Annotated in this window: 22 protein-coding genes; 18 read left to right on the forward strand and 4 right to left on the reverse strand. The window is 61.8% G+C overall.

What is annotated here, in order from left to right:
* Positions 1-4 precede the first annotated feature (4 nt).
* Together merP and merT are read right to left on the reverse strand one after the other, a co-directional pair.
* Positions 5-283, reverse strand: a complete 279-nt coding sequence (gene merP, locus V3390_RS03705; RefSeq protein ID WP_331703402.1) for a mercury resistance system periplasmic binding protein MerP — start codon at positions 281-283, stop codon at positions 5-7.
* 12 nt (positions 284-295) lie between these two features.
* Complete coding sequence (gene merT, locus V3390_RS03710) at positions 296-646, reverse strand: mercuric ion transporter MerT (RefSeq protein WP_019183730.1); 351 nt, start codon at positions 644-646, stop codon at positions 296-298.
* Between the two features lie 74 nt (positions 647-720).
* Here merT and merR point away from each other — a divergent pair, with 74 nt between their 5' ends.
* From merR to V3390_RS03750, 8 genes are all read left to right on the forward strand, one after another.
* On the forward strand, positions 721-1128 hold the full coding sequence (merR, locus tag V3390_RS03715) for a mercury resistance transcriptional regulator MerR (protein ID WP_331703403.1): 408 nt from the start codon (positions 721-723) through the stop codon (positions 1126-1128).
* Between the two features lie 402 nt (positions 1129-1530).
* Complete coding sequence (locus V3390_RS03720; RefSeq protein ID WP_331689025.1) at positions 1531-2007, forward strand: SixA phosphatase family protein; 477 nt, start codon at positions 1531-1533, stop codon at positions 2005-2007.
* Between the two features lie 35 nt (positions 2008-2042).
* A complete protein-coding gene (locus tag V3390_RS03725; protein ID WP_331703404.1) occupies positions 2043-2681 on the forward strand; it encodes a YceI family protein in 639 nt (212 codons plus the stop codon).
* Complete coding sequence (locus V3390_RS03730; RefSeq protein WP_331703405.1) at positions 2668-4617, forward strand: phospholipase D family protein; 1950 nt, start codon at positions 2668-2670, stop codon at positions 4615-4617. Before V3390_RS03725 ends, V3390_RS03730 begins: the two co-directional genes overlap by 14 nt.
* A 78-nt stretch (positions 4618-4695) precedes the next feature.
* Entirely contained in the window at positions 4696-5466 is a 771-nt protein-coding gene (locus V3390_RS03735) for a lysophospholipid acyltransferase family protein (protein ID WP_331689028.1), read from the forward strand.
* A gap of 45 nt (positions 5467-5511) precedes the next feature.
* Positions 5512-7644, forward strand: a complete 2133-nt coding sequence (locus tag V3390_RS03740) for a tetratricopeptide repeat protein (RefSeq protein ID WP_331703406.1) — start codon at positions 5512-5514, stop codon at positions 7642-7644.
* 5 nt (positions 7645-7649) lie between these two features.
* Positions 7650-8285: a YbhB/YbcL family Raf kinase inhibitor-like protein gene (locus V3390_RS03745; protein ID WP_331703407.1), complete on the forward strand. Its 636-nt coding sequence runs from the start codon at positions 7650-7652 to the stop codon at positions 8283-8285.
* A 3-nt stretch (positions 8286-8288) separates the two neighbouring features.
* Complete coding sequence (locus V3390_RS03750) at positions 8289-8735, forward strand: hypothetical protein (RefSeq protein ID WP_331703408.1); 447 nt, start codon at positions 8289-8291, stop codon at positions 8733-8735.
* Here the strand turns inward: V3390_RS03750 and V3390_RS03755 are convergent.
* Positions 8668-9474: an undecaprenyl-diphosphate phosphatase gene (locus V3390_RS03755; protein WP_331703409.1), complete on the reverse strand. Its 807-nt coding sequence runs from the start codon at positions 9472-9474 to the stop codon at positions 8668-8670. The two genes, V3390_RS03750 and V3390_RS03755, sit on opposite strands and share 68 nt — an antisense overlap.
* 179 nt (positions 9475-9653) lie before the next feature.
* Between V3390_RS03755 and glnA the strand changes: the two genes are divergently transcribed.
* Entirely contained in the window at positions 9654-11054 is a 1401-nt protein-coding gene (gene glnA / locus V3390_RS03760; RefSeq protein WP_331689033.1) for a type I glutamate--ammonia ligase, read from the forward strand.
* Between the two features lie 79 nt (positions 11055-11133).
* Here the strand turns inward: glnA and V3390_RS03765 are convergent, their stop codons facing one another.
* The gene (locus tag V3390_RS03765; protein WP_331689034.1) at positions 11134-11406 is read right to left on the reverse strand and encodes a GlsB/YeaQ/YmgE family stress response membrane protein; all 273 of its coding nucleotides are present in this window, start codon (positions 11404-11406) and stop codon (positions 11134-11136) included.
* A gap of 171 nt (positions 11407-11577) precedes the next feature.
* On the opposite strand from V3390_RS03765, the gene V3390_RS03770 reads away from it, so the two are divergent.
* From V3390_RS03770 to V3390_RS03810, 9 genes are all read left to right on the forward strand, one after another.
* Positions 11578-12138 (forward strand): 4'-phosphopantetheinyl transferase family protein, encoded by a 561-nt coding sequence (locus tag V3390_RS03770; RefSeq protein WP_331703410.1) that lies wholly within the window; start codon positions 11578-11580, stop codon positions 12136-12138.
* The gene (gene rsmG / locus V3390_RS03775; RefSeq protein ID WP_331703411.1) at positions 12128-12796 is read left to right on the forward strand and encodes a 16S rRNA (guanine(527)-N(7))-methyltransferase RsmG; all 669 of its coding nucleotides are present in this window, start codon (positions 12128-12130) and stop codon (positions 12794-12796) included. The genes V3390_RS03770 and rsmG overlap by 11 nt, the downstream gene beginning before the upstream one ends.
* Before the next feature lie 72 nt (positions 12797-12868).
* Complete coding sequence (locus tag V3390_RS03780) at positions 12869-13663, forward strand: ParA family protein (RefSeq protein ID WP_331703412.1); 795 nt, start codon at positions 12869-12871, stop codon at positions 13661-13663.
* Positions 13660-14589: a ParB/RepB/Spo0J family partition protein gene (locus V3390_RS03785; RefSeq protein ID WP_331703413.1), complete on the forward strand. Its 930-nt coding sequence runs from the start codon at positions 13660-13662 to the stop codon at positions 14587-14589. The genes V3390_RS03780 and V3390_RS03785 overlap by 4 nt, the downstream gene beginning before the upstream one ends.
* Positions 14586-15374, forward strand: coding sequence for a glycosyltransferase family 2 protein (locus V3390_RS03790; protein WP_331689039.1), 789 nt, complete (start codon positions 14586-14588; stop codon positions 15372-15374). The genes V3390_RS03785 and V3390_RS03790 overlap by 4 nt, the downstream gene beginning before the upstream one ends.
* 131 nt (positions 15375-15505) lie before the next feature.
* Entirely contained in the window at positions 15506-15841 is a 336-nt protein-coding gene (locus V3390_RS03795) for a lipid-A-disaccharide synthase N-terminal domain-containing protein (protein ID WP_331689040.1), read from the forward strand.
* A 134-nt stretch (positions 15842-15975) separates the two neighbouring features.
* Positions 15976-16212, forward strand: coding sequence for a 50S ribosomal protein L28 (gene rpmB / locus V3390_RS03800; RefSeq protein WP_331689041.1), 237 nt, complete (start codon positions 15976-15978; stop codon positions 16210-16212).
* Between the two features lie 19 nt (positions 16213-16231).
* Complete coding sequence (gene rpmG / locus V3390_RS03805; protein ID WP_143925763.1) at positions 16232-16396, forward strand: 50S ribosomal protein L33; 165 nt, start codon at positions 16232-16234, stop codon at positions 16394-16396.
* Between the two features lie 349 nt (positions 16397-16745).
* The gene (locus V3390_RS03810; RefSeq protein ID WP_331703414.1) at positions 16746-22631 is read left to right on the forward strand and encodes a DUF7507 domain-containing protein; all 5886 of its coding nucleotides are present in this window, start codon (positions 16746-16748) and stop codon (positions 22629-22631) included.
* Positions 22632-22633: the final 2 nt, after the last annotated feature.

The raw sequence follows: 22633 nt of genomic DNA on the forward strand, positions 1-22633 counted from the left end.
GTGCTCACTTCTTGACGGTAGACGGGTAGCCGGCGTTCTCGGTGGCTTTGGTCAACGCGGCCGGAGTGGTCTTGGCATCGTCGTAGGTTACCACCGCCTCCTTGGGCTCCCAGGTCACCTTGGCCTCGATGACGCCTTCGACCTTGGTCAGCGCCTTCTTGACCGTGATCGGACAGGTGGCGCAGGTCATGCTCGGCACCGACAGCGTGACGGTTTTGGTGGCGGCCCAGGCGGGAGCGCTGAGGGCAAGGGTCAGAGCGAGCAATGCGACGAGTTTCTTCATGGCAATCTCCTTTCAGTAGAACAGGGGCATGAGGTAGGGGAACACGAGCGCGATCAGCACCAGGGCGGTGACGATCCAGAAGATCACCTTGTAGGCCGTCCGCACCTGGGGCACGGCGCATGCGTCGTCCGGCGCGCAGGCGCGAGCCGGCCGGAAGATGCGACGCCACGCGAAGAACAGCGCCACGAGCGCCACGCCAATGAAGATCGGCCGGTACGGTTCCAGCGCGGTCAAGTTGCCGATCCAGGCGCCGGAGAAACCCAGCGTGATCAGCACCAGCGGACCGAGGCAGCAGGTCGAGGCGAGGATGGCGGCGAGGCCACCGGCGGCCAGTGCACCGCGGCCGTTGCTGGGGTCTGCCATGTGAGGGATCTCCTTCCGAGACGTTGCGTGATGCGCTAAGGTTACTTCCGTAGTCAAGTACGGAGTCAAGCGCGATGGTGAACGATCCGCAAACACTGACCATCGGGGCTTTCGCCAAGGCCGCTGGGGTCAACGTGGAGACCATCCGGTTCTATCAGCGCAAGGGGTTATTGCCAGAACCAGGTCGGCCCGTCGGCAGTATTCGCCGCTACGGATCGGCGGACGTGGCGCGGGTGCGTTTCGTGAAATCCGCCCAGCGGCTGGGGTTCAAGCTGGACGAAGTCGGCCAACTCCTACAGCTAGGGGACGGCACTCACTGCAGCGAAGCCGCCGAGCTGGCTGCGCTCAAGCTCACCGACGTGCGCACCAAGATGGCGGACCTGACGCGAATCGAAGCGGTGCTGTCACGGTTGGTCAACGAGTGCCATGCGCAGCGAGGCACTGTGTCGTGCCCGCTGATCGATTCTCTGCACGGGAGCTAGGCGCGTGGCTTAACCCGGTTTTCCGTTCCACTGCGCCTCAAACCCCAGTTCGAGCCGGGGGCAAGGTGACCTGCCACTGATTGTTTCCTTGCACCGACATGCGCCAGACAAAGCCCACACTGAAGGCTAAAAGCGCGTAAGCCTTGCGATACCAGAAACCTACCGAACGAGAGCTGTCAGACAAGAAGGGCTAGTGCGGTCTTCCCACACTAAAATCCGGATACCCTTAATTTTTTGTAAAGGCAGACCCGGCCCGCAGCACCGCACAGCCCCACGCATCGGCCCGTCATGGACACTGGCTGGCGGAACGGGTTACGCTGGCGATGAGCGCGGTAGCTCGAACGAAAATCCGCTAACTGAGAACGCCGCACCCCCTTCGACCCCTTCAAAATTGAGATGCCCATGCGCGAGTTGATCCTGTTGCGTCACGCCCACGCCCTACCAGCCGACAACGGTCAGGCCGATATTGACCGCGCACTCTCGCAAGATGGCATTGCCGAGGCCCAGGCCGCCGGCAAGTGGCTGGTCGAACACCAACTGATGCCCGACCTGGTGCTGTGTTCGCCGTCGCGCCGCACCCGCGAGACCCTGGCGCAAGTGCTGGACAAGACCGGCTACTGCGAACAGCGCATCGAAAACGAAATTTACGAAGCGTCCCCGGGCACTCTGATGTCCCTGCTCGATAAACACCGCGATATTGGCCGCGTGATGCTGGTCGGCCACAACCCCGGCCTGGAGCAGACTGTGGCGCTGATCAGCAGCGGCCAATCCGGTGACTACCGCGGCATGCCGCCGTCAGGCATTGCCGTGCTCCACCTGCCGGCCGACGCCGAGCTCGAGCCCGGCATCGCGACCTTGCACAACTTCTGGTGGCCGTAACAAGGCAACTTGAATAGGATGAGTCTTACAGCGATATGAACTTGCGGCCTACGGCTTCAATCTGGATCTTGTGCGGGGCGACCATCGCTAACAGCGTCCTGATCCCGAGCGCCAAGGCCGATGAGACCGCCGTACTCGACCTGACCCGTTCCAGTTTCAATTTTCTAGCGCTCAAACGCCTGGGCCCGCCGATCCAGGGCGAGTTCCGCGTCGCCACCGGTCACCTGGACACCCGTGCCGATGGCCAACGCCAAGTGGTGATCGTGCTGCAGGCCGATTCCGTAAGTGTCGAAGGCAGTGCCATGCAAACCCGCGTCGCCAGGAGTGATCTGCTGTTTGCGACCCAACGCTACCCGCAGATCGAGTTCCGCTCCGACTGGCACACCCAGCAGATGCTGCGCGCCGGTGGCGTTTTCGGCGGCACGGTGACGTTGCGCGGGGTCACGCTACGCGAACAGTTCACGGTCTCGCCCTCGACTTGCTCACAGCCCGGCGAACGCTGCGCGATCGAGGCCCAAGGTCGCATCAATCGTGAACGCTACGGCATGAAGGGCCTCGGGGCGATCATGCGCCCTGACGTAGAATTGCAGTTCAAAGTACGGTTTGTGCCTAGCGGCACGGCGTCCGCCACCGCATCCAATGCCACGAGCAAAAAGAACCGTGCCGGCAACTAACCTCATAAAACGAAGTGCGACGTTGCTGGCGGCAGCCGTTCTGTTAACCGGCTGTGCCGGGCTCAGCATCCGCGAAAAGCAGCAAGTCGAGGTCCTGACCACCCAGGCCCGCGACACCGCGCTGACCTGCGATGCGAACGACCCGAGGCGATGTGCCATCCCGTCGCCGCTGCACGAACTCGCCGGTGAGGCCTTCGCCCAGTCGGGAGCGGACAGCAAGAACAACCCCGCCAGTGACAGCGCCCGCCACTACGCACTGATTCTCGACAGCGGCAACGACGCACTGGTCTCGCGACTCAACCTGATCCGCAGTGCCACCACTTCGATTGATCTGCAGACCTATATCTATGACGAAGACGATGCCGGCCGCCTGATTCTGGACGAGCTGATCAAGGCAGCCCAGCGCGGCGTCAAAGTGCGGATCCTGATGGACCAGCTGTCTGCACTGAAAAAGGTGGATACGCTGGCGGCTGTAGCCGGACTGCACAGCAACCTGCAAGTGCGCATCTTCAACCCGGTGCTCAACCGCGCACGCATGAGTTACCCCCTGTACGCGGCGGCGGCGGCGTGCTGCTGGCGCAAGCTCAACCATCGCATGCACAACAAGTTGCTGCTGGTGGATGGCGCCGTCGGTATCACGGGCGGCCGCAACTATCAGGACGACTACTACGACTGGGACAGCAGCTACAACTTCCGCGATCGCGATGTGCTGATTACCGGGCCCGTCACCCGCTCCATGCGTGCGGATTTTGAACGCTACTGGTTCAACCCGCTAAGTGTGCAGCCCCAGATGCTCAAGGATGTCGGCCGCCACATCCTGAAACAGGGCGTTCCGCCACTGGAGCCGCACCCGTATGAGAGCAGCGAACGGGTTCAGCAGGTGGTGCGAGCCGCCGAGAATACGCAATACGTGCAGGATACGCTGGCCGGTCGCGCACTGGCGGTGGCTGGTGTGCAGTACGTCGCCGACTCGCCGTACAAGGCCGATGTCGAAAGCACCAAGCCCGCCGATGATCCTTCGGTGACCAGTGCCAGCTATGCCCTGCGCGACGTGCTGCGTTCAGCGCAGACCGATGTCCTGCTGCAAACCCCTTATTTAGTGATGTCGAAGGCCGCCCAGGCCGAGTTCCTGGCACTGCAGGGACGCGAACAGCCGCCGGCGATCCGTGTCAGCACGAATTCGCTCGCGGCGACTGATGCCTTTATCGCCTATGGCCTGTCGTACAAGTACAAGCGCCGCTACATGCGCCGCCTTGGCTTTGAGATCTATGAGTACAAACCGTTCCCGGAACAGGTGCCGGGTGTGGCGCGCGCCCCCGAATCCACCGAGGAACAGGCGCAGGACGTTGGCCTGCTGGTCGCTACCACGCCGCGCAATCGCGGCCTGAGCCCTATCATGAAGGACTCGGCCGCCCGCCGATTCTGGATCCCGGGTTCGAACCGGCCGGTGCGACTGTTGCATCCCGGCGCGCGTTACGGCATGCATGCCAAGTCCATGGTGGTGGATCGCAAGACTGCGGTCATCGGCACGCACAACTTTGATCCGCGCGGCCAGACGTATAACACCGAGGCGGTGCTGATCATTCGCGACAATGCCTTCGCCGAAGCCTTGGCCACCAGCATTGAGCGCGACATGGCCCCTGCCAACTCGTGGGTCATCGCCCCGCGTAAAGTGGCGGTGCTCGGTGGCGTGAACTACACACTGGGTAAGCTTTCCAATGAGTTGCCGCTGTTCGATTTCTGGCCGGTGAGCTACGCCACCAGTTTTGAGTTCGAGCCGTCGGAGCAGTGTCCGACCCCGCTGCGCATCCGCGATCCCAAGTTCCGCGACTGTTACCGCTCGGTGGGTGACTTCCCGGAAGCACGCGTCGGCATTAAGACGCTGCTGGTGCGATTCTTTGCGGCCTTCGGTTCCGGACTCGCCCCGATCATGTGATCGGGCGTAGCTGTCGCCTCCCTGACTGCTACCCGTTCGTGCGTTCACTGAACCTCTGCGTGCTTCATAATGGGCGCAATGACAAGCCTTCTTCGCGCCTTACGCTACCTGATCCGCGTGCCGATGTTGCTGGTGCATCTGGTCGTGATGCTGCCGATCACGCTAGTGCTCATGGGCCCCGGACTCGGCGCACTCACGTTCGGCGGTGAGCGCCTGGAGTTAAAAGTAGCGCGCTGGTGGTCGGCGGGCCTTCTCAAAGTCTTTGGGCTGGAGACGCAGCGTTACGGTGAACCCCTCAGCGGTGGCACCTTGTTTGTGGCCAACCACGTCAGCTGGATTGACATTGTGACGCTGCACTCGCAACGCATGATGGGCATGGTCGCCAAACGCGAAATTGCCGGCTGGCCGCTGGTCGGGTACATGGCCAAAAGGGCGCAGACCATCTTTCACCAGCGCGGCAGTACCGAATCGCTGGGTGGCGTCGCGGTCGAAATGCATAAACGGCTGGCCAGTGGCCGCGATGTGGGTGTATTCCCCGAAGGCGGGACCCGCGACGGACGCCAACTGGGACCGTTCCACGCCCGCATCTTTCTGGCGGCAGTCGAGTCGGGGCGGCCGGTTCAGCCTGTCGCCCTGCGATACGGCCTGAACGGCTCGGCCCAGGCCACGGTGGCCTTTGCCCCCAAGGAAAGTTTTGTGGCCAATTTCCTGCGCTTGCTCGGCGAGCCGGGCGGCGTGGCCGAGGTCCATTTCCTGGAACCCATTTCTATCCAGGCGGGGCAGCCCCGTCGTGAGATTGCCAATCTGGCCCGCGAGCGCATCGCCGCGGCGATGTCAGCTAGAATTTAAGGTTCCCCGGCCGATTGGGCCGTGCCAATAAATTCCGAGTACGACATGCTAGACGCGATCCACCAAGACCTCCTGAATGGCAATGCGGCAGCGGCCGAACAAAAGGCCCGCGAATTACTGGCCCAGCGCCCCAAGGATGGCGAGGTGTATCGCACCTTGGCCGCCGCCCAGAACATGACCGGCAATAGTGACGGTGCCCGCGCCACCATCGAACAGGGCCTGGAACAACTGCCCGACGATGCCGCACTGCATTTTGCCCAAGCCGGCCTGTATCTCGAAGCCAATGACGTTGCCCAAGCGGCACCGGCGCTGGCCAAGGTAACGCAACTCGATCCGAACTTCTTCCCGGCGTATGTGCTGCAGGCGCAACTGGCGATGGCGCATGGCCAAGTCGAAGAAGCCGAACGCATTGCCCGCGTGGCCAATCGCGTCTCGCCCGATCATCCGCAGCTGCACGTGATCGAAGGCCAAGTGGCACTGGCCCGTGGCGACATGGACCGCGCCCTGCAATTCCTGTCGGCCGCTGCGCGCCAGATGCCGGGCGATCCGCGCGTCCTGCGTTCGCTGGGCATGGCCTATATGGGCAAGCAGCATTACGCGTTCGCCGAACAGACCTTTACCAACCTGCTTGAGCGCGAACCGCAAGCCTACGATGTGCGCGCCCTGCTGATTGACGCCGTGCGCCTGCAAGGCCGCGCTGCCGATGCCCTGAAGCTGGCCGAGCCGCTGCTCACCGCCGATGCGCCCGCCCGCATTCTGGGCAACGTCGGCGTGATCGCCCTCGAGGCCGGCCAAGCCGACCGCGGTATCGAACTGCTCGAGCGCGCCGTGCGCCTGGAACCAGGCAACCAGCAGGCGCTGGCCAGCGTGGTGCAAGCCTGGCAAGCCACCGGCAAGATCGACCAAGGTCGCGCTCTGCTCGACGAGCTGCTGAGCGGCCCCAACGCGCAGAACCCGCTGCTGTGGCAAGCTCGCCTGGCTACCGAAGAGTTCGCCGGCGACGCCGCGGTTCAGGTGATCGAGCGCTGGCGCCAAGTCATGCCGACCGCGCTGGAGCCGCTGCAAGCTCGCGCCGTGGTGCACGATGTCCATGGCGAACGCGCACAAGGCGATGCGCTGGCTCAGCAAATCATTGAACTGCAGCCCCTGCATGCCGATGCGCAACTGCGCCTGCTGGGCAGCCTGCTCGAAGCCGATCCGCAAGCCGCCGTCACCCGTGCCGCCGAACTGCGCGAACTGTTCAAGGGTCAGAACCCGCAGCTCGACGACCAGATGCGCGGTGTCTACAGCAGCACTCTGGATCGCGCCGGTCGCTACCAGGAGGCCGCCGACATCTGGCTGCAAGTCCAGGCCGAAGGCAATGACCAACGCCTGCAACTGACCGAGCCGGGTACACCGCGTCAGGCCGACGAGTGGGCCCCGCTGACAGCACTCACCGATCTGCCGAATGCCCAACCGTCGCCGCTGGGAGCGCGTCATCGCCTGCTGTGGGGCCCGCCGGGCAGCCTGTCGGAGTTCGTGGGTTACTCGCTGGCCGCCTCGCAGGTGCCGCTGCTGACCGATCGCTTTACCAACCAGCCGCCGAACGACTACCTGCAAAGTTTTGCCACCTTGGCTGCGCTCGACAAGAACGCCGGCGAGCAAGCCGCCTCCGAAGAGACTGTGGCCCAAATGGCCGGCAGCTGGGTCGAAGGCCTGGCCGCCCGCGGCGCGCCCGCCAACGTACCGGTGGTCGACGCCCTGCTGCTGTGGGATTACAACTTCCTGCAGGTGCTGCGCGCCCATCCGAATCATGCCGAACTGCTGGTCGCAATCCGCGACCCGCGCGATATGCTGCTGCATTGGTTGGCCTTCCCGGGTCAGACTCCGTTCCGGTTTGAGAGCGTTGAAAAGGCCGCCGACTGGTTGGCTGCCGTCTGCAATCAAGTCGCCGACATCGAACAGCAAAAGCTGTACCCGCTGACGCTGATCCGTCTCGATGATGCCATCGCCGATGAACTGTCGCTGCAAACCGCGGTCACCACGGCCCTGGGTGCACCGGTGCAGGCACTGGACGACGGCGCCCTGCAGCACAAGTCGCTGCCCAAGGGGCACTGGCGTCACTACGCACCGGCCCTGCAGGCCGGCTTTGACCGTCTCAAGGACGTTGCCGTCCGACTGGGCTACGCGGAGGCCTAAGCGCCATGAAATTGCACAGTGACAGCTTTGAACATCGCGGCGTGCTGCCGGTCCGTTACGCGGCCGGCAAACCCGATGCCGACGGATATGGCTTTGCCGACAACCGCAACCCGCATCTGAGCTGGACCGATGTGCCTGCAGGCACTCAATCGTTCGTGCTGTGGGTGGTTGATACCGATGTGCCGACCCGCCCGGAAATGGCCGGTGTGCCCGACATCGAAATCCCGCTGCGACAGGCACGTACCGAGTTCACCCATTGGATCGTGGTGGATATCGATGCCGCCACCCGTGAGATCGTCGAGGCGGCGCACTGTAACGGCGTCACGGCCAAGGGCAAAGCGCCCTCAGCCGTCGGTCCGGGCAATGGCAAGCAAGGTCTGAACGATTACACGGGTTGGTTTGCGACCGATCCGGACATGGCCGGCGACTGGCACGGCTACGACGGCGCCTTCCCGCCGCCGAATGATCAGCGCGAACACCGTTACTTTTTCCGGCTCTTTGCGCTCGATGTGCCGAGTTTGAACCTGCCCGAGCGGTACACCGCCGATCAGGCACTACGGGCCATGCGCGGCCATATCGTGGCCGAAGATGCCATCTACGCGACCTATTCTCTGCATCCGAAACTGCACAAGGCGCTGTAATCCGTGACCTTGTTCCGAATCGTGCGGTCCGGCGCGCCCCTGACGCTGGGCGAGTGGGTGGCGGCTGCCGGTCAGGCGCGTAACCTACGGCTGCATGCCGAGTCGTCGGTCGCCAACGGCTATCAGGGCGAAGCGATCATCGTCCGCCAGATCCGCGGCGATCTCGATCTGCTGCAGCCCAATAGCCTGTGGCGCCGCCTGCGTGGCAAGCCGCGGATTTGGGTCGATGCGTTTGATTTCGATCAGGGCACGGGCGAGGCGCGCTTCAAACTCAAGCGCAAACGCTTTAACCCCAAATCCAAGCAAGCGCTGACCGTGGCCGCGGTGCACCTGGCCACCGTACTGGGCGCGCAAGTGACCGACCGTGACGGCCAGCCGGTGTTTACACCGCCGGGATCAGCGCCAGCAGCGCCACCGCCAGCACCACACGATACGCCGCAAACCCATTGAAGTTATGGGTCTCGATGTAGCGCAGCAGCCACTTCACGGCGACGAATGCGGTGATCATCGAGGCGACGAAGGCAATGGCCAGCGAGCTCCAGTTCTCGTGTGCGGCCTGGCCCGAGGCGACCACATCGAGCAATTCATAACCGGTGGCGGCGAACATGGTCGGAATGCCCACCAGAAAGGCAAACTCGGTAGCGGCCGGACGCGAGGTGGTGCCGGCCAGCAGGGCCACAAAAATGGTCGAGGCACTGCGCGAGGTGCCCGGGAACACACCCGCCACCACTTGCGCGACACCCACCAGCACGGCCGTTAGCCACGAAATCTCGGTCTGCTCGCCCAGCTTGGCAGCACGACGCGAAGCGATGGCCTCGGCCACTACCATCCAGATTGCGCCGATCAGCAGGGCCCAGGCGATGGGCCGGACCTCTTCGGGCAGTTCAAAGCCCATTTTCTTGACCGCAATCCCCAATACCGCAGTGACGACGAAGGCCACGCCAAGCTTGAGCGTGTACGTGCGGGAGGCGGCATCCGTGAAGAACCGGGTGGCCAAATCCCACAGGCGTCGGCGGTAAATCACCACCACGGCCAGGATGGCACCGGCCTGAATGGCGATATTGAACAGATCGCTACGATGGCCCAGCCAGCGCTCCGCGATGATCAGGTGACCCGTGCTCGAGATCGGCAGGAACTCGGTGATGCCTTCGATGATGCCCAGTAACAGGGCCTTGAGCGATTCGAGCATGATCGGTTCCGGAGGTTGCTTAAAACCGTATAGCATAGCGGATCGGATGTGAAAAACATTCGATTGCAAATGCTGCAGCCGCAAAAAATCAGGCACAATAAAAACCGCATCCGTCGCGCATCGCGGCGGGCCGCTTCTGCCACCGCCTCCTCCTATTTTTATTGCCGAGACCCGCCGCCATGTCGTCCGCTATTAAGCACATCGAAAAACTGATCGAAGAACACGAGATCGAATTCCTGGACCTGCGTTTTACCGATATGCGAGGCGTGTGGCATCACGTGACCTTCCCGGTCAGCGTGGTTGAACCTTCGTTGTTCGAAGACGGCAAGATGTTCGATGGCAGCTCCATCGTCGGCTGGCGCGGCATCCAGCAGAGCGACATGGTCCTGCTGCCCGATCCCGACACGGCAGTGCTCGACCCCTTCATGGAATATCCGACGCTGATCATGACCTGCGACGTGCTCGATCCGACCACGATGCAAGGCTATGAGCGCGACCCGCGCGGTATCGCCAAGCGCGCCGAGGCGTATCTGCAGGCATCGGGTGTGGCGGACACCGCCTTCTTCGGTCCGGAACCGGAGTTCTTCGTGTTCGACAACGTGCGCTTCGGCAACGACATGGGCCACACTTTCTTTGAAATCGATTCCGAGGAAGCGAGCTGGGACGTGCACGGCAGCAATGCCTACCGTCCTACGGTCAAAGGCGGTTATTTCCCCGTGCCGCCGGTCGATACGCTGCACGACATTCGCGCCGAAATGTGCAAGCTGCTGGAACTGGCCGGTCAAACGGTCGAAGTGCATCACCACGAAGTGGCGAACGCCGGTCAGTGCGAAATCGGCACTAAGTTCAACACGCTGACGCGCAAGGCCGACGAGCTGCAAATGCTTAAGTACATCGTCAAGAACGTCGCGCATCATCACGGCAAGGTCGCCACCTTTATGCCCAAGCCGATCGTCGGTGACAACGGTTCGGGTATGCACGTGCATCAGTCGCTGGGTAAGGACGGCACCAACCTGTTCAACGGTGACGGTTACGGCGGTCTGTCGCAACTGGCGCTGTGGTACATCGGCGGTGTGTTCAAGCATGCGCGCGCCATCAATGCCTTCGCCAACGCCACCACCAACTCGTACAAGCGCCTGGTGCCGGGCTTCGAAGCCCCGGTCATGCTGGCGTACTCGGCATCCAACCGTTCGGCTTCGTGCCGTATCCCGTACGTGGCCAACCCCAAGGGCCGCCGCATCGAATTCCGCTTCCCGGATCCGATGAACTCGGGTTACCTGACCTTTGCTGCTCTGATGATGGCCGGCCTCGACGGCATCAAGAACCAGATCGACCCGGGTGCACCGAGCGACAAGGATCTGTACGATCTGCCGCCCGAAGAGGAAAAGGGCATCCCGACCGTCTGCCATTCGCTGGATCAGGCGCTCGAAGCGCTGGACAAGGATCGCGACTTCCTGAAGGCCGGCGGCGTGTTCACCGACGACTTCATTGATGCGTACATCGGCGTCAAGATGAAGGAAGTGACGCAGTTCCGCGCTGCAACGCACCCGTTGGAATATCAGATGTATTTCGCCAACTGATTGCGCCCCGGCATTACTGCCTCGCAAACGAAACGGCCGCCCAACAGGGCGGCCGTTTCACTTGAGGTGCTGTGCTTACTTAGCGGATGCGACCGCGGCGCACCAGGTTCACCAGTGCCAGCAAGATCAGCGCGCCGACAAACGACACGGCGATGCTCGCAAACGACAGGTTACCGTCGGTGATGTTGGCGCCGGTGATGCCAAGCATGGGAGCAATAAAGCCGCCCAGGAGTGCACCAACAATGCCAACCACAATATTCAACAGCAGGCCTTGCTGGCCGTCCGTACGCATGACCAGACTTGCCAGCCAACCCAGGACGCCACCGACAATTAGCAGAATCAACCAACCCATAGATACAACTCCTCTGTAAATTCAATGTGTTTTAACAGCGCAAACAATTACTTTTACTTTGCAACAGGATTGTGTCGGTCATTGCAGGCACCTAAAGCGTGACCGGCAACCCTTCCTAATTTTTATACGCCACTTTTAGGTAAAAAACAGCAATTGATGCAAAATTCCTGCATGAGCGTTGCATTGCCCACAGTTTCGATTCACCAACGTCAGCATGGCGTGATGACTCGTGAGCAAGTTGCGGCGTATTTGCAGCAGGAGTTATCGCTGAGTGAAGCCCCTGTTTTTGTGCGCAGCAATAAAGGGCGGCCGCAGGTGCAGCTGGAATCGTTCGACTGCAATTGGTCGCATAGCGGTGAGCTGCTGGCGATGGCATGGTCATCGCAACATCGGGTCGGTATTGATATCGAGCAGGTGCGTCCGCGTCCGCAATGGCAACGTGTGGCCAAGCGGTTTTTATTGCCGGCCGAATGTGCGCAACTGACAGATGCCAATGATTTTCTGCAACTGTGGGTGCGTAAGGAGGCGCTGCTCAAAGCCATCGGTCAAGGACTCGCCCACGGCCTGCGGTTCGTTGAATTTGCTAAAGCGCATGGCGAGTGGCAGCTGCAGGCGGTGAGTCCGGCGTTGGACGTGCCTTCGGACTGGAACGTGTGCGGTCTGGACATTGACGAAGGCTATATCGGTGCATTGGCATGGCGCGATCGGTACACTGTGGCGCATGACGATTGAGATCCCTTCGGCGCTGTCGGCGCAGCGCGAACCCCTGATTTCCGGCCTGAATACCTTGGGTCTGGACGGCGACCGCCTGTCTGAGCCGCTGCTGCAGTATCTGGCGCTGATGCTCAAGTGGAACGCCACGTACAACCTGACGGCAATCACCGAGCCGTACGAAATGGTGGTCAAGCACGTGCTCGATTCGGCGGCGATGCACGCTTCGGTGCGCGATTTGGCAGCGCAGGGCGGCTCGATCGCCGATTTGGGAGCCGGGGCCGGATTGCCGGGCATCGTTCTGAGCGTGATTTATCCCGAGCTGCACGTGACCATGCTGGAGAGCGCCGGCAAGAAGGTGCGGTTTATGCGCGAGGCCATCCGCCAGTTGGGGCTGCCGCATGCGCGAGCCGAGCACGTGCGGATCGAGGCGTACCGTCCCGAGGTCCTGTTTGATGCGATTACGGCACGGGCACTGGCCACGTTGCCGGAGCTGATTCGCCTGGGCGCCCATCTGCTCAAGCCCGGTGGCGAACTGCTGGCCATGAAAGCCGTATTCCCTGCCGAAGAGATCGCCAACCTCCCGGCGCCGTGGCAGGTGGTGGCCGATCAGGAACTCGTGGTTCCGTTTTTGCAGGCCCAGCGTCGGCTAATGCGTGTGGCAGCGTCACACGGCTAATGCATAATAAGAGATTCCGCCGTGCGTCCTGAGGGGTGTGCGGCTCACTGAATTTCGGACGTATTACGCACTATGGCCCGCATTATCGCCGTCGCCAACCAAAAAGGTGGTGTCGGCAAAACGACTACCGCTGTGAACCTGACTGCCGGCCTGGCACGCATGTCCAAACGCGTCCTGCTGATTGATCTGGATCCGCAAGGCAATGCGACCATGGGCTCGGGCGTTGACAAGCGCGAGGCCGAGTACACGATCTGCGAGGTCCTGCTCAAAGAATGCAGCGCTGACGATGCCATCGTACGGACCGAGGAACAGTTCGATCTGATCCCCGGCAACATGGATCTGACCGCTGCCGAAATGGAGCTGATCGGCTTGCCGCCGGAGCATCGCGGTTCGCAATTGCGTAAACTGCTGGAGCCGTTGCGCGCCCGCTACGATTTCATTCTGATTGACTGCCCGCCATCGCTGTCGCTGCTGACGATCAATGCGCTGACGGCGGCCGACTCGGTCATCATCCCGATGCAGTGCGAATACTACGCACTCGAGGGCATCAGTTCGCTGATGGATACCGTGCAGATGCTGCAGGCCAACGGCAATCCGCAGCTCGAAATCGAGGGCGTGTTGCGCACCATGTTCGATGTGCGCAGCAAACTGGCCAATGCCGTGTCCGATGAGCTCACGCAGTTCTTCGGCGATAAGGTGTTCCGCACCATCGTGCCGCGAAACGTGCGCCTGGCCGAGGCGCCGAGCTACGGCCAAAGTATTGTGGGTTACGACAAATCATCCAAGGGCGGCGTCGCGTATATTGCGCTGGCCGGTGAGGTGCTGCGTCTGCAGCGCGAACGCGACAAACTGGAGGGCGCCGCATGAGCGCAGAGGGTAAGGCTAAAAAACGCACAGGTCTCGGTCGGGGTCTGAGTTCCCTAATGAGTCCGGCAGCCGCGGCCAACGCCGCCAAACTGACCGAGGTCCAAAAGGGCGACGAACTGCGTTCCTTGCCCATTGATGCCATGATCGCGGGCCGCTATCAGCCGCGTAAAGTCTGGGATCAGGGCAAGTTAGAGGAATTAGCCGACTCGATCCGTACGCAGGGCGTGATTCAGCCCATCGTCGTGCGTGATATCGGCAACAAAGTCTTTGAAATCATTGCCGGTGAACGCCGTTGGCGCGCCAGCAAGTTGGCCGGCCTGGCAGACATTCCGGCCGTGATTCGTGTGGTCGATGACCGCACTGTCGTGGCCATGGCGCTGATTGAAAACATCCAGCGCGAAGATCTCAACCCGATCGAAGAAGCACAGGCGCTGCATCGTCTGATCGAAGAATTCTCGCTGACGCATGCGCAAGCTGCCGAGACGGTGGGGCGCTCGCGTGCTGCCGTCAGTAACCTGCTGCGTCTGCTGGATCTGCCCGCTGAAATTCGCAGCTATGTCGAGACCCGCGGCCTGGAGATGGGTCACGCCCGCGCGCTGCTGTCGCTGGCGCCGCCGGCCGCTATCGCCTTGGCCAAGCAGGCTGCGGACAATGGCTGGTCGGTGCGCGAGGTCGAACATCGCGTGCAACAGCTGTTGGCCGGGCAGGTCGGTGGCTCGCGTCCGCGTGCCGGTGCCAATGGCGCGGGCAAAAAAGCCTCGGCCGATATCGAGGCGCTGGAACGCTCGTTGGCCGAAACGCTCGGGACCAAGGTCAATATTCTGCATGGCCGTGGTGGCAAGGGGCGACTGATTCTTCATTACGGCAACCTCGACACACTCGACGGCTTGCTGGCCCGTCTGCGTCCGGATGGCGCTTCGGAATGAGTACCGCCGCTGACGTTGCCGCCGATTTGACGCCAATTGCGCGAGTCGGTAACCCGCAATTGTCGGTCGTCGTGCCGGTCCACAACGAACGCGACAACGTGCAGCCGCTGGTGCAGGAGATTGTGGCGGCGCTGCGCGGTCTGTTGCCGTTTGAGATTGTCTATGTCGATGACACCAGCACCGATGACACCGTTGCAGTGCTGCAGGCGCTGCAAAAAGAGGTGCCGGAGCTGCGCGTTATCCGCCATCTGACCAATGCAGGGCAGAGTACGGCGGTGCGCAATGGCGTCAAGGCCGCGCGTTCGCCTTGGATCGCCACGCTAGATGGCGATGGCCAGAACGATCCCGCCGATATCCCCAAATTGCTGGTGCAACGGGACGCGTCGGCCGATCCTTCGCTCAAGATGTTTGCAGGATGGCGGGTCTCGCGGCAGGATAGCGGCTCCAAGCGCTGGGCCTCCAAGTGGGCCAATGCCATCCGTTCTCGCATGCTGCGCGATGAGACCCCGGACACCGGTTGCGGCATCAAGCTGTTTGAGCGCGAGGCGTTTCTGGAACTGCCGCATTTCAGTCACATGCACCGCTATCTGCCGGCGCTGATGCAGCGGGCAGGGTATCGCAGCGTGTCGGTGCCGGTGAATCATCGGCATCGTACGGCCGGTGTGTCCAAGTACAACAATCTCAACCGTGCGCTGGTCGGTATCGCCGATTTGCGCGGCGTCGCGTGGCTGATCAAGCGCGGAAAGGTCACCGCGACGGAAGAGCTGTCGCGTGGTAAATGGTAAATGGGATTTGGTAAATGGTTTGGCTCGGACCCAGTACAGGCCCAGTCAGCTGAACTAACTCCGTCGCGGTAGCTGTTGCTGTTGATTTTCCACCACTTTCCAACTCCCATTTACCATTTACCATTTACCGCATGAACGACATTATTCCCTGGCTCGAATGGACCGGCATCCACATGACCGGCTGGAAGCTGATCGGCTGGGTTGGCGCGCTGATGTTCGGCTCGCGCTGGCTGGTCCAGTTCGTCGCGACCAAGCGGGCCGGCAAGCCCACCATTCCGCGGGCGTTCTGGTACATGTCGCTGGTCGGATCGGCCATGACTCTGGCGTACTTCGTGTTTTCGCCCAAGCAGGATTCGGTCGGGGTGTTGCAGAATCTGTTCCCGGGTTTCACCGCCGCCTACTCGCTATATGCCGATATCCGGCACCGCGGCTGGCGCCGTGACAAGTCAGACCCTGTAAGTGGTTGACCGATAAGGAAAACTAGGGCATCATAGCGGGCTTACTGCGCAAAAAGTGCCTTCGACATGGGTCGATCGGGCTGCGCTGGGGCCGCCGCTCTCCAGGCTATGGGGGGCATCATCAGACATTACCGAGGTGCGTTATGTCAAAAGTATGCCAAGTCACCGGCAAGCGTACGGTCACGGGTAACAACGTGTCCCACGCCATGAACAAAACCCGTCGCCGCTTTATGCCGAACCTGCACGAACGCAAGTTCTGGGTCGCCAGCGAAAACCGCTGGATCAAGCTGCGTGTTTCCACTGCTGCCATGCGCACCATCGACAAGAACGGTATCGATTCCGTGCTGGCCGATCTCCGCGCTCGCGGCGAAAAGATCTGATTTTTAAGGAGATATCGCCATGGCTTCTAAGCGTGACAAGATCCGCCTGATCTCTTCCGAAGGCACCGGTCATTTCTACACGACCGACAAGAACAAGAAGAACACCCCGGGCAAGATGGAGATCAAGAAGTACGATCCCGTCGTCCGTAAGCACGTGATCTACAAGGAAGGCAAGATCAAGTAATTGATCGCCTCCGCTGTTCGCAAAACCCCGCCGGTCAAACGGCGGGGTTTTCTTTTGGGTGCTACGAAAGAGGATTGTCGGAGGCGTGGATTTTAGCCTCAACACCCCGAGGGTCCTTTTCTGAACAAATGGCATTAAGATTTTTCACCCTTGTATTATAGGATTTAGGTTCTGTTACACTTCGCCCCATAAGGCAACCGAGCGCGATTTGTGGGGATTGGCGCACTTCTCGAGCATTGGAAGCCAATTACGATATTAATTAGGATGGTAAATGGAGTTGGCAGGGTGGGCCCGTAAGCCCTTCCAAATGGCGAGCAGGTGGTTGGTAGGCACGTTGATGCTGGTGCCAATGCTTGGGTACTCCCAATCGGTTTCCAATTCCGCCAGCGTGGCGCCGCCTGCCGACGGGTCCGTAGAAATCACCGGGGCTTCGTGCGTTGCCCCCGCCGTATTTGATTCGGCCGCAGGCACGTGTACCTCCACCGTCACGAATCTCGTCAGTCGCGTCGCCGATGTAGGCGTTACCAAGACCGATGGCGTCACGACCGTTGCGGCCAACGGCACCACTACTTATACAGTTGTCGTCAGCAACAGCGGTCCGTCAGATGCCGGGACCGTTTCGGTGACGGACCTGTCTTCGACAGGGCTCACGATTACCGGCTGGACCTGCGCCGTTACTACGGCAGGCACGCCAAGCGGTTCGATCAGCACTGCCTGTCCGGCTGCCAGTGGCGTGGGCGAGCTCAGCAGCGCGGTCAACATCGCGAATGGCGGCTCGGTGACCTTTACGGTCTCGGCCCGGCTCGGCGAGGGCATTGCGCAGGTCACCAACACCGTCACAGTTGCAGTCGCGCCCGGTACGACCGATTCCAGCTCGGGCAACAATGTAGCGACCGACGTGGATACTGTTCAGTCGTCGCCGGCAGTCACCGTAGATAAGAGTGCCGATCCCCCGACAGGTGCTACTGCCGGTTCGACGATCTCGTATACGTTCACCGTGACCAATAGCGGCAACGTGACGTTGAGCGGTGTGGCGATCTCGGATACGCAACTCGATGCAGCCGCCGTTTGCGCTGCAACCACTTTGGCGCCAGGCGCTTCGACGACTTGCAAAGGTACTCACACCATCACGCAAACTGAAGTCGATGCGGGCAAGGTCGACAACACGGCAACCGCATCGGGTACTGCCCCGCGTGAAAGCAGCCCGACGGTGTCGGCACCGTCCAGCACCTCGACGCCGTTGCCGGCCGTGCCTGCGATCACCGTCGCCAAGAGTGCCGATGCCCCGACAGGTGCTACTGCCGGTTCGACGATCTCGTATACGTTCACCGTGACCAATAGCGGCAACGTGACGTTGAGCGGTGTGGCGATCTCGGATACGCAACTCGATGCAGCCGCCGTTTGCGCTGCAACCACTTTGGCGCCAGGCGCTTCGACGACTTGCAAAGGTACTCACACCATCACGCAAACTGAAGTCGATGCGGGCAAGGTCGACAACACGGCAACCGCATCGGGTACTGCCCCGCGTGAAAGCAGCCCGACGGTGTCGGCACCGGACAGCACCTCGACACCGTTGGCCGCCGCGCCGGCCGTCACCGTGGACAAGGCAGCGGGTACGCCGACCGGTGCGACCGCCGGCTCGACGATCCTGTACACGTTCACCGTCACCAACACCGGCAATGTGACGCTCTCGGGCATTGCCATTACCGACACGCAACTCAATGCGGCTGCGGTTTGCGCCGCAACCACTTTGGCGCCAGGCACTTCGACGACTTGCACCGGCACGCACACGATTACGCAAACCGAAGTCGACAACGGCAAGGTCGATAACACGGCAACCGCATCGGGTACTGCACCGGGTGCCACCACGGCAACGGTTTCTGACCCCGACGGCACCTCGACGCCGTTGGCGGCTGCGCCTGCAATCACGCTGACCAAGTCCGCCGGCGCTCCAACTGGTGCCACCGCCGGCTCGACGATCCTGTACACATTCACCGTCACCAATAGCGGCAACGTGACGTTGTCTGGTGTGGCGATCTCGGACACGCAACTGGATGCCGCCGCCACCTGCGCTGCAACCACCTTGGCCCCGGGTGTGTCGACCACTTGCACCGGTACGCACACCATCACGCAAACCGAAGTCGATGCCGGCAAGGTGGATAACACCGCCACGGCATCCGGCACGGCCCCGGGTGCGAGCAGCGCAACTGTGTCGGCACCGGACAGCACCTCGACACCGTTGGCCGCCGCGCCGGCCGTCACCGTGGACAAGGCAGCGGGTACGCCGACCGGTGCGACCGCCGGCTCGACGATCCTGTACACATTCACCGTCACCAATAGCGGCAACGTGACGTTGAGCGGTGTGGCGATCTCGGATACGCAACTGGATGCGGCGGCTACCTGTGCTGCTTCGACGTTGGCTCCGGGTGCATCGACGACGTGTACTGGTACGCACACCATCACGCAGACCGAAGTCGATGCCGGCAAGGTCGATAACACGGCAACCGCATCCGGCACGGCCCCGGGTGCCAGCAGCCCGACGGTGTCGGCACCGGACAGCACCTCGACACCGTTGGCCGCCGCGCCGGCCGTCACCGTGGACAAGGCAGCGGGTACGCCGACCGGTGCGACCGCCGGCTCGACGATCCTGTACACGTTCACCGTCACCAACACCGGCAATGTGACGCTCTCGGGCATTGCCATTACCGACACGCAACTCAATGCGGCTGCGGTTTGCGCCGCAACCACTTTGGCGCCAGGCACTTCGACGACTTGCACCGGCACGCACACGATTACGCAAACCGAAGTCGACAACGGCAAGGTGGATAACTCCGCCACCGTATCGGGTACTGCACCGGGTGCCAGCAGCCCGACGGTGTCGGCACCGGCCAGCACCTCGACACCGCTGACCGCTGCGCCTGCAGTCACCGTGGACAAGAGTGCCGGTACGCCGACCGGTGCGACTGCCGGCGCGACGATCCTGTACACGTTCACCGTCACCAATAGCGGCAATGTGACGCTCTCGGGCATTGCCATTACCGACACGCAACTCGATGCAGCCGCCGTTTGCGCTGCAACCACTTTGGCGCCAGGCGCTTCGACGACTTGCAAAGGTACTCACACCATCACGCAAATTGAAGTCGATGCGGGCAAGGTGGATAACACCGCCACGGCATCCGGCACGGCCCCGGGTGCGAGCAGCGCAACTGTGTCGGCACCGGACAGCACCTCGACACCGTTGGCCGCCGCGCCGGCCGTCACCGTGGACAAGGCAGCGGGTACGCCGACCGGTGCGACCGCCGGCTCGACGATCCTGTACACATTCACCGTCACCAATAGCGGCAACGTGACGTTGAGCGGTGTGGCGATCTCGGATACGCAACTGGATGCGGCGGCTACCTGTGCTGCTTCGACGTTGGCTCCGGGTGCATCGACGACGTGTACTGGTACGCACACCATCACGCAGACCGAAGTCGATGCCGGCAAGGTCGATAACACGGCAACCGCATCGGGTACCGCGCCCGGCGCGAGCAGCCCGACGGTGTCGGCACCGTCCAGCACCTCGACACCGCTGACCGCTGCGCCTGCAGTCACCGTGGACAAGAGTGCTGGAACGCCAACCGGTGCCACCGCCGGTTCGACGATCCCGTATACGTTCACCGTGACCAATAGCGGCAACGTGACGTTGACCGGTGTAGCAATCTCGGATACGCAACTCGATGCGGCGGCCACCTGCGCTGCTTCGACCTTGGCACCGGGCGTGTCGACCACTTGCACCGGTACGCACACCATCACGCAAACCGAAGTCGATGCCGGTAAGGTCGACAACACGGCAACCGCATCGGGTACCGCGCCCGGCGCGAGCAGCCCGACGGTGTCGGCACCGTCCAGCACCTCGACGCCGATTGCTTCGGCACCGGGAATCACGGTGACCAAGACCGCCGACCGCTCCACCTATTCGGCGCTCAGTGAAGTGATCACCTACCGCTACGTGATCACCAACACCGGCAACGTGACCATTAGCAACCTGACGCTAGCGGATGACATCCTCGGCAGCATTACCAATTGCTCGCCGACTCAGCTCAAACCGACTGAAGCCGCCCAGTGCAGCGCTACCCACACCGTGATTCTGCAAGACCTTGAAAAGGGCACGATTACCAACGTCGCTACGGCGTCGGGCACGCCTTCGCAAGGTACACTGCAGCCCGCAACTGCCACCGCCACGGTGACCAAGAAAAATAATCCGATTGCCGCGCGCGATGATAATTACGATGCGGTCGATGGCCAGGTCGGCGTGCCTCAACCTGGCAATGCACTAAATAACGACACACAAGGCTCCGGACCTGCGACGCTCGACACCGTCGAAATGCAGGTGCTCACCCCTGCCACCTCGCCAACGGGCGACGTGGTGCCGCAGCTCGATGTCAGGACCGGTATCGTCTCGGTGCCGGCAGGAACACCTGCGGGCGAGTACCGCATTGAATACCGCATCTGCGAGCGGACCAATCCGACCAATTGCGCCGATGCTGTCATTACGGTTCCGGTGACCGCGCCGCAGATCAAGGCCATTGATGATGTATCGCCGCAACCGCTGGACGGTGCGATCGGTGGAACGATGCCCAGCGTGCTCGGCAATGACGAGCTCAATGGCACCAGGCCGACGTTGGAAACAGTGACCGTGACGCCGGGCACGTCGCCCGCGAGCGGTGTCACCATGAATACAGACGGCACGATCACCATCGCACCCGGAACCGCGCCGGGCACCTACGTGTACCCGTATACGATCTGCGACCGCATCAATCCGTCCAATTGCGACAGCGCGACCGCTACAGTCACGATCATCGCACAGCCACCGCTGGCCACCGATAACGCCGCTGAGGCCGAGCCGAATACACCGGTCACGCTGCCGGTCATGTCTGACGACAACGGCAATGGCTACCCGTTGGATCCGACCAGCATTCAGCTGGTCAACCCGCCGGCCGGCGCCACCCTCAGTGCCGATGGCAAGACGATCACTGTCCCGGGTGAGGGCACTTGGGTTGCCAATGACGACGGTACCGTGACCTTTACACCGATCCCCGGATTCAGCGGCGAAGCGACACCGATTCAATACACCGTTGCCAATATCTACGGCACGACTTCTAACGCGGCGACTCTGCGTGTCGTGATTCGTGGCACGGCGGCAATGCGCATCACCAAATCGGCAGTGCCGCGCGATGTCAAGATCGGCGATCTGATTCGTTACACCGTGGCGATTGAGAATATCGGTGCCATTGATATTCACGATGCGATGCTGGTCGACACACCGCCTGCAGGCTTCAACCTGGTGGCCGATTCCATTCGCGTGAGTGACGACAACAGCGCGGGCCGAATTGCCGGTACCTCGCCAATTCGTGTTGATCAGATCGATGTGCGACTGGGCGGCCGCGCCACCGTAACGTACCTGCTGCGCGTAGGTGCCGGTGTGCGGGCGGGTATCCATCGCAATCGCGCTGAGATGTTCGACGACGGCAAGAGTGCCTCCAACGTGGCCACTGCCGATGTGCGGCTCGTGTCGGATCCGCTGTTTGATACCAGTCTGATTGTGGGCACCGTGTGGAATGACATCAACGCCAACGGCTTCCAGGACGAAGGCGAGCGCGGGATTCCCGGTGTGCGCATTGCATCGGTCGAAGGCCTGCTGATGGAAACCGATCAGTTCGGTCGCTATCACCTTGAAGGCGTCGATGCCGGCAAGTTCGAACGCGGTACCAACTTTATTCTCAAACTCGATCCGGCAACCTTGCCGCCGGGTTCCAAGCTCACCACGGACAATCCGCTGCTGCGCCGTATCACTCCCGGTCTGCCGGTACGGTTCGACTTCGGTGTGCAGTTGCCCGAAGGCAGTGTCCGCAAGGCGGGCACGCGCATCGAAACCAAACCGAACGAAGTTGCCGTTGTCAGCGGCACCGAAATTCTGGGTACGGTTCTGTTCGATACCGACAAGGCGCAGATTCGACCGGAGTTCAACGCACTGCTCGATCGCATCGCGGCGCAGCTCGCCGCCACCGGTGGCACCGTTGAAGTGACAGGGCATACCGACGTGCGTGCAAGTGCTGATTACAATCAGCGGCTTGGCATGCGTCGCGCTCAAGCAGTAACCGAAGCGCTGCGGGCACGTCTGCCCGATAACGTAAAGAGTCAAGTACAAGTCGACACCGTGGACTCCGACGCTGCACCGGGAGACAAACCATGAGG

It is taken from the genome of Aquilutibacter rugosus (genome assembly GCF_036541335.1).
GTDB lineage: Bacteria > Pseudomonadota > Gammaproteobacteria > Xanthomonadales > Xanthomonadaceae > Aquilutibacter > Aquilutibacter rugosus.

What these genes read in the sequence shown, in the direction of transcription:
- V3390_RS03795 (WP_331689040.1), top strand. Translation starts at nt 15,506, where the DNA reads ATGAACGACATTATTCCCTGGCTCGAATGGACCGGCATCCACATGACC.
- V3390_RS03720 (WP_331689025.1), top strand. Translation starts at nt 1,531, where the DNA reads ATGCGCGAGTTGATCCTGTTGCGTCACGCCCACGCCCTACCAGCCGAC.
- V3390_RS03740 (WP_331703406.1), top strand. Translation starts at nt 5,512, where the DNA reads ATGCTAGACGCGATCCACCAAGACCTCCTGAATGGCAATGCGGCAGCG.
- V3390_RS03725 (WP_331703404.1), top strand. Translation starts at nt 2,043, where the DNA reads ATGAACTTGCGGCCTACGGCTTCAATCTGGATCTTGTGCGGGGCGACC.
- glnA (WP_331689033.1), top strand. Translation starts at nt 9,654, where the DNA reads ATGTCGTCCGCTATTAAGCACATCGAAAAACTGATCGAAGAACACGAG.
- rpmG (WP_143925763.1), top strand. Translation starts at nt 16,232, where the DNA reads ATGGCTTCTAAGCGTGACAAGATCCGCCTGATCTCTTCCGAAGGCACC.
- merR (WP_331703403.1), top strand. Translation starts at nt 721, where the DNA reads ATGGTGAACGATCCGCAAACACTGACCATCGGGGCTTTCGCCAAGGCC.
- V3390_RS03770 (WP_331703410.1), top strand. Translation starts at nt 11,578, where the DNA reads ATGAGCGTTGCATTGCCCACAGTTTCGATTCACCAACGTCAGCATGGC.
- V3390_RS03765 (WP_331689034.1), bottom strand. Translation starts at nt 11,406, where the DNA reads ATGGGTTGGTTGATTCTGCTAATTGTCGGTGGCGTCCTGGGTTGGCTG.
- rsmG (WP_331703411.1), top strand. Translation starts at nt 12,128, where the DNA reads ATGACGATTGAGATCCCTTCGGCGCTGTCGGCGCAGCGCGAACCCCTG.
- V3390_RS03735 (WP_331689028.1), top strand. Translation starts at nt 4,696, where the DNA reads ATGACAAGCCTTCTTCGCGCCTTACGCTACCTGATCCGCGTGCCGATG.
- V3390_RS03785 (WP_331703413.1), top strand. Translation starts at nt 13,660, where the DNA reads ATGAGCGCAGAGGGTAAGGCTAAAAAACGCACAGGTCTCGGTCGGGGT.
- V3390_RS03790 (WP_331689039.1), top strand. Translation starts at nt 14,586, where the DNA reads ATGAGTACCGCCGCTGACGTTGCCGCCGATTTGACGCCAATTGCGCGA.
- V3390_RS03745 (WP_331703407.1), top strand. Translation starts at nt 7,650, where the DNA reads ATGAAATTGCACAGTGACAGCTTTGAACATCGCGGCGTGCTGCCGGTC.
- V3390_RS03780 (WP_331703412.1), top strand. Translation starts at nt 12,869, where the DNA reads ATGGCCCGCATTATCGCCGTCGCCAACCAAAAAGGTGGTGTCGGCAAA.
- merP (WP_331703402.1), bottom strand. Translation starts at nt 283, where the DNA reads ATGAAGAAACTCGTCGCATTGCTCGCTCTGACCCTTGCCCTCAGCGCT.
- V3390_RS03810 (WP_331703414.1), top strand. Translation starts at nt 16,746, where the DNA reads ATGCTTGGGTACTCCCAATCGGTTTCCAATTCCGCCAGCGTGGCGCCG.
- V3390_RS03755 (WP_331703409.1), bottom strand. Translation starts at nt 9,474, where the DNA reads ATGCTCGAATCGCTCAAGGCCCTGTTACTGGGCATCATCGAAGGCATC.
- rpmB (WP_331689041.1), top strand. Translation starts at nt 15,976, where the DNA reads ATGTCAAAAGTATGCCAAGTCACCGGCAAGCGTACGGTCACGGGTAAC.
- merT (WP_019183730.1), bottom strand. Translation starts at nt 646, where the DNA reads ATGGCAGACCCCAGCAACGGCCGCGGTGCACTGGCCGCCGGTGGCCTC.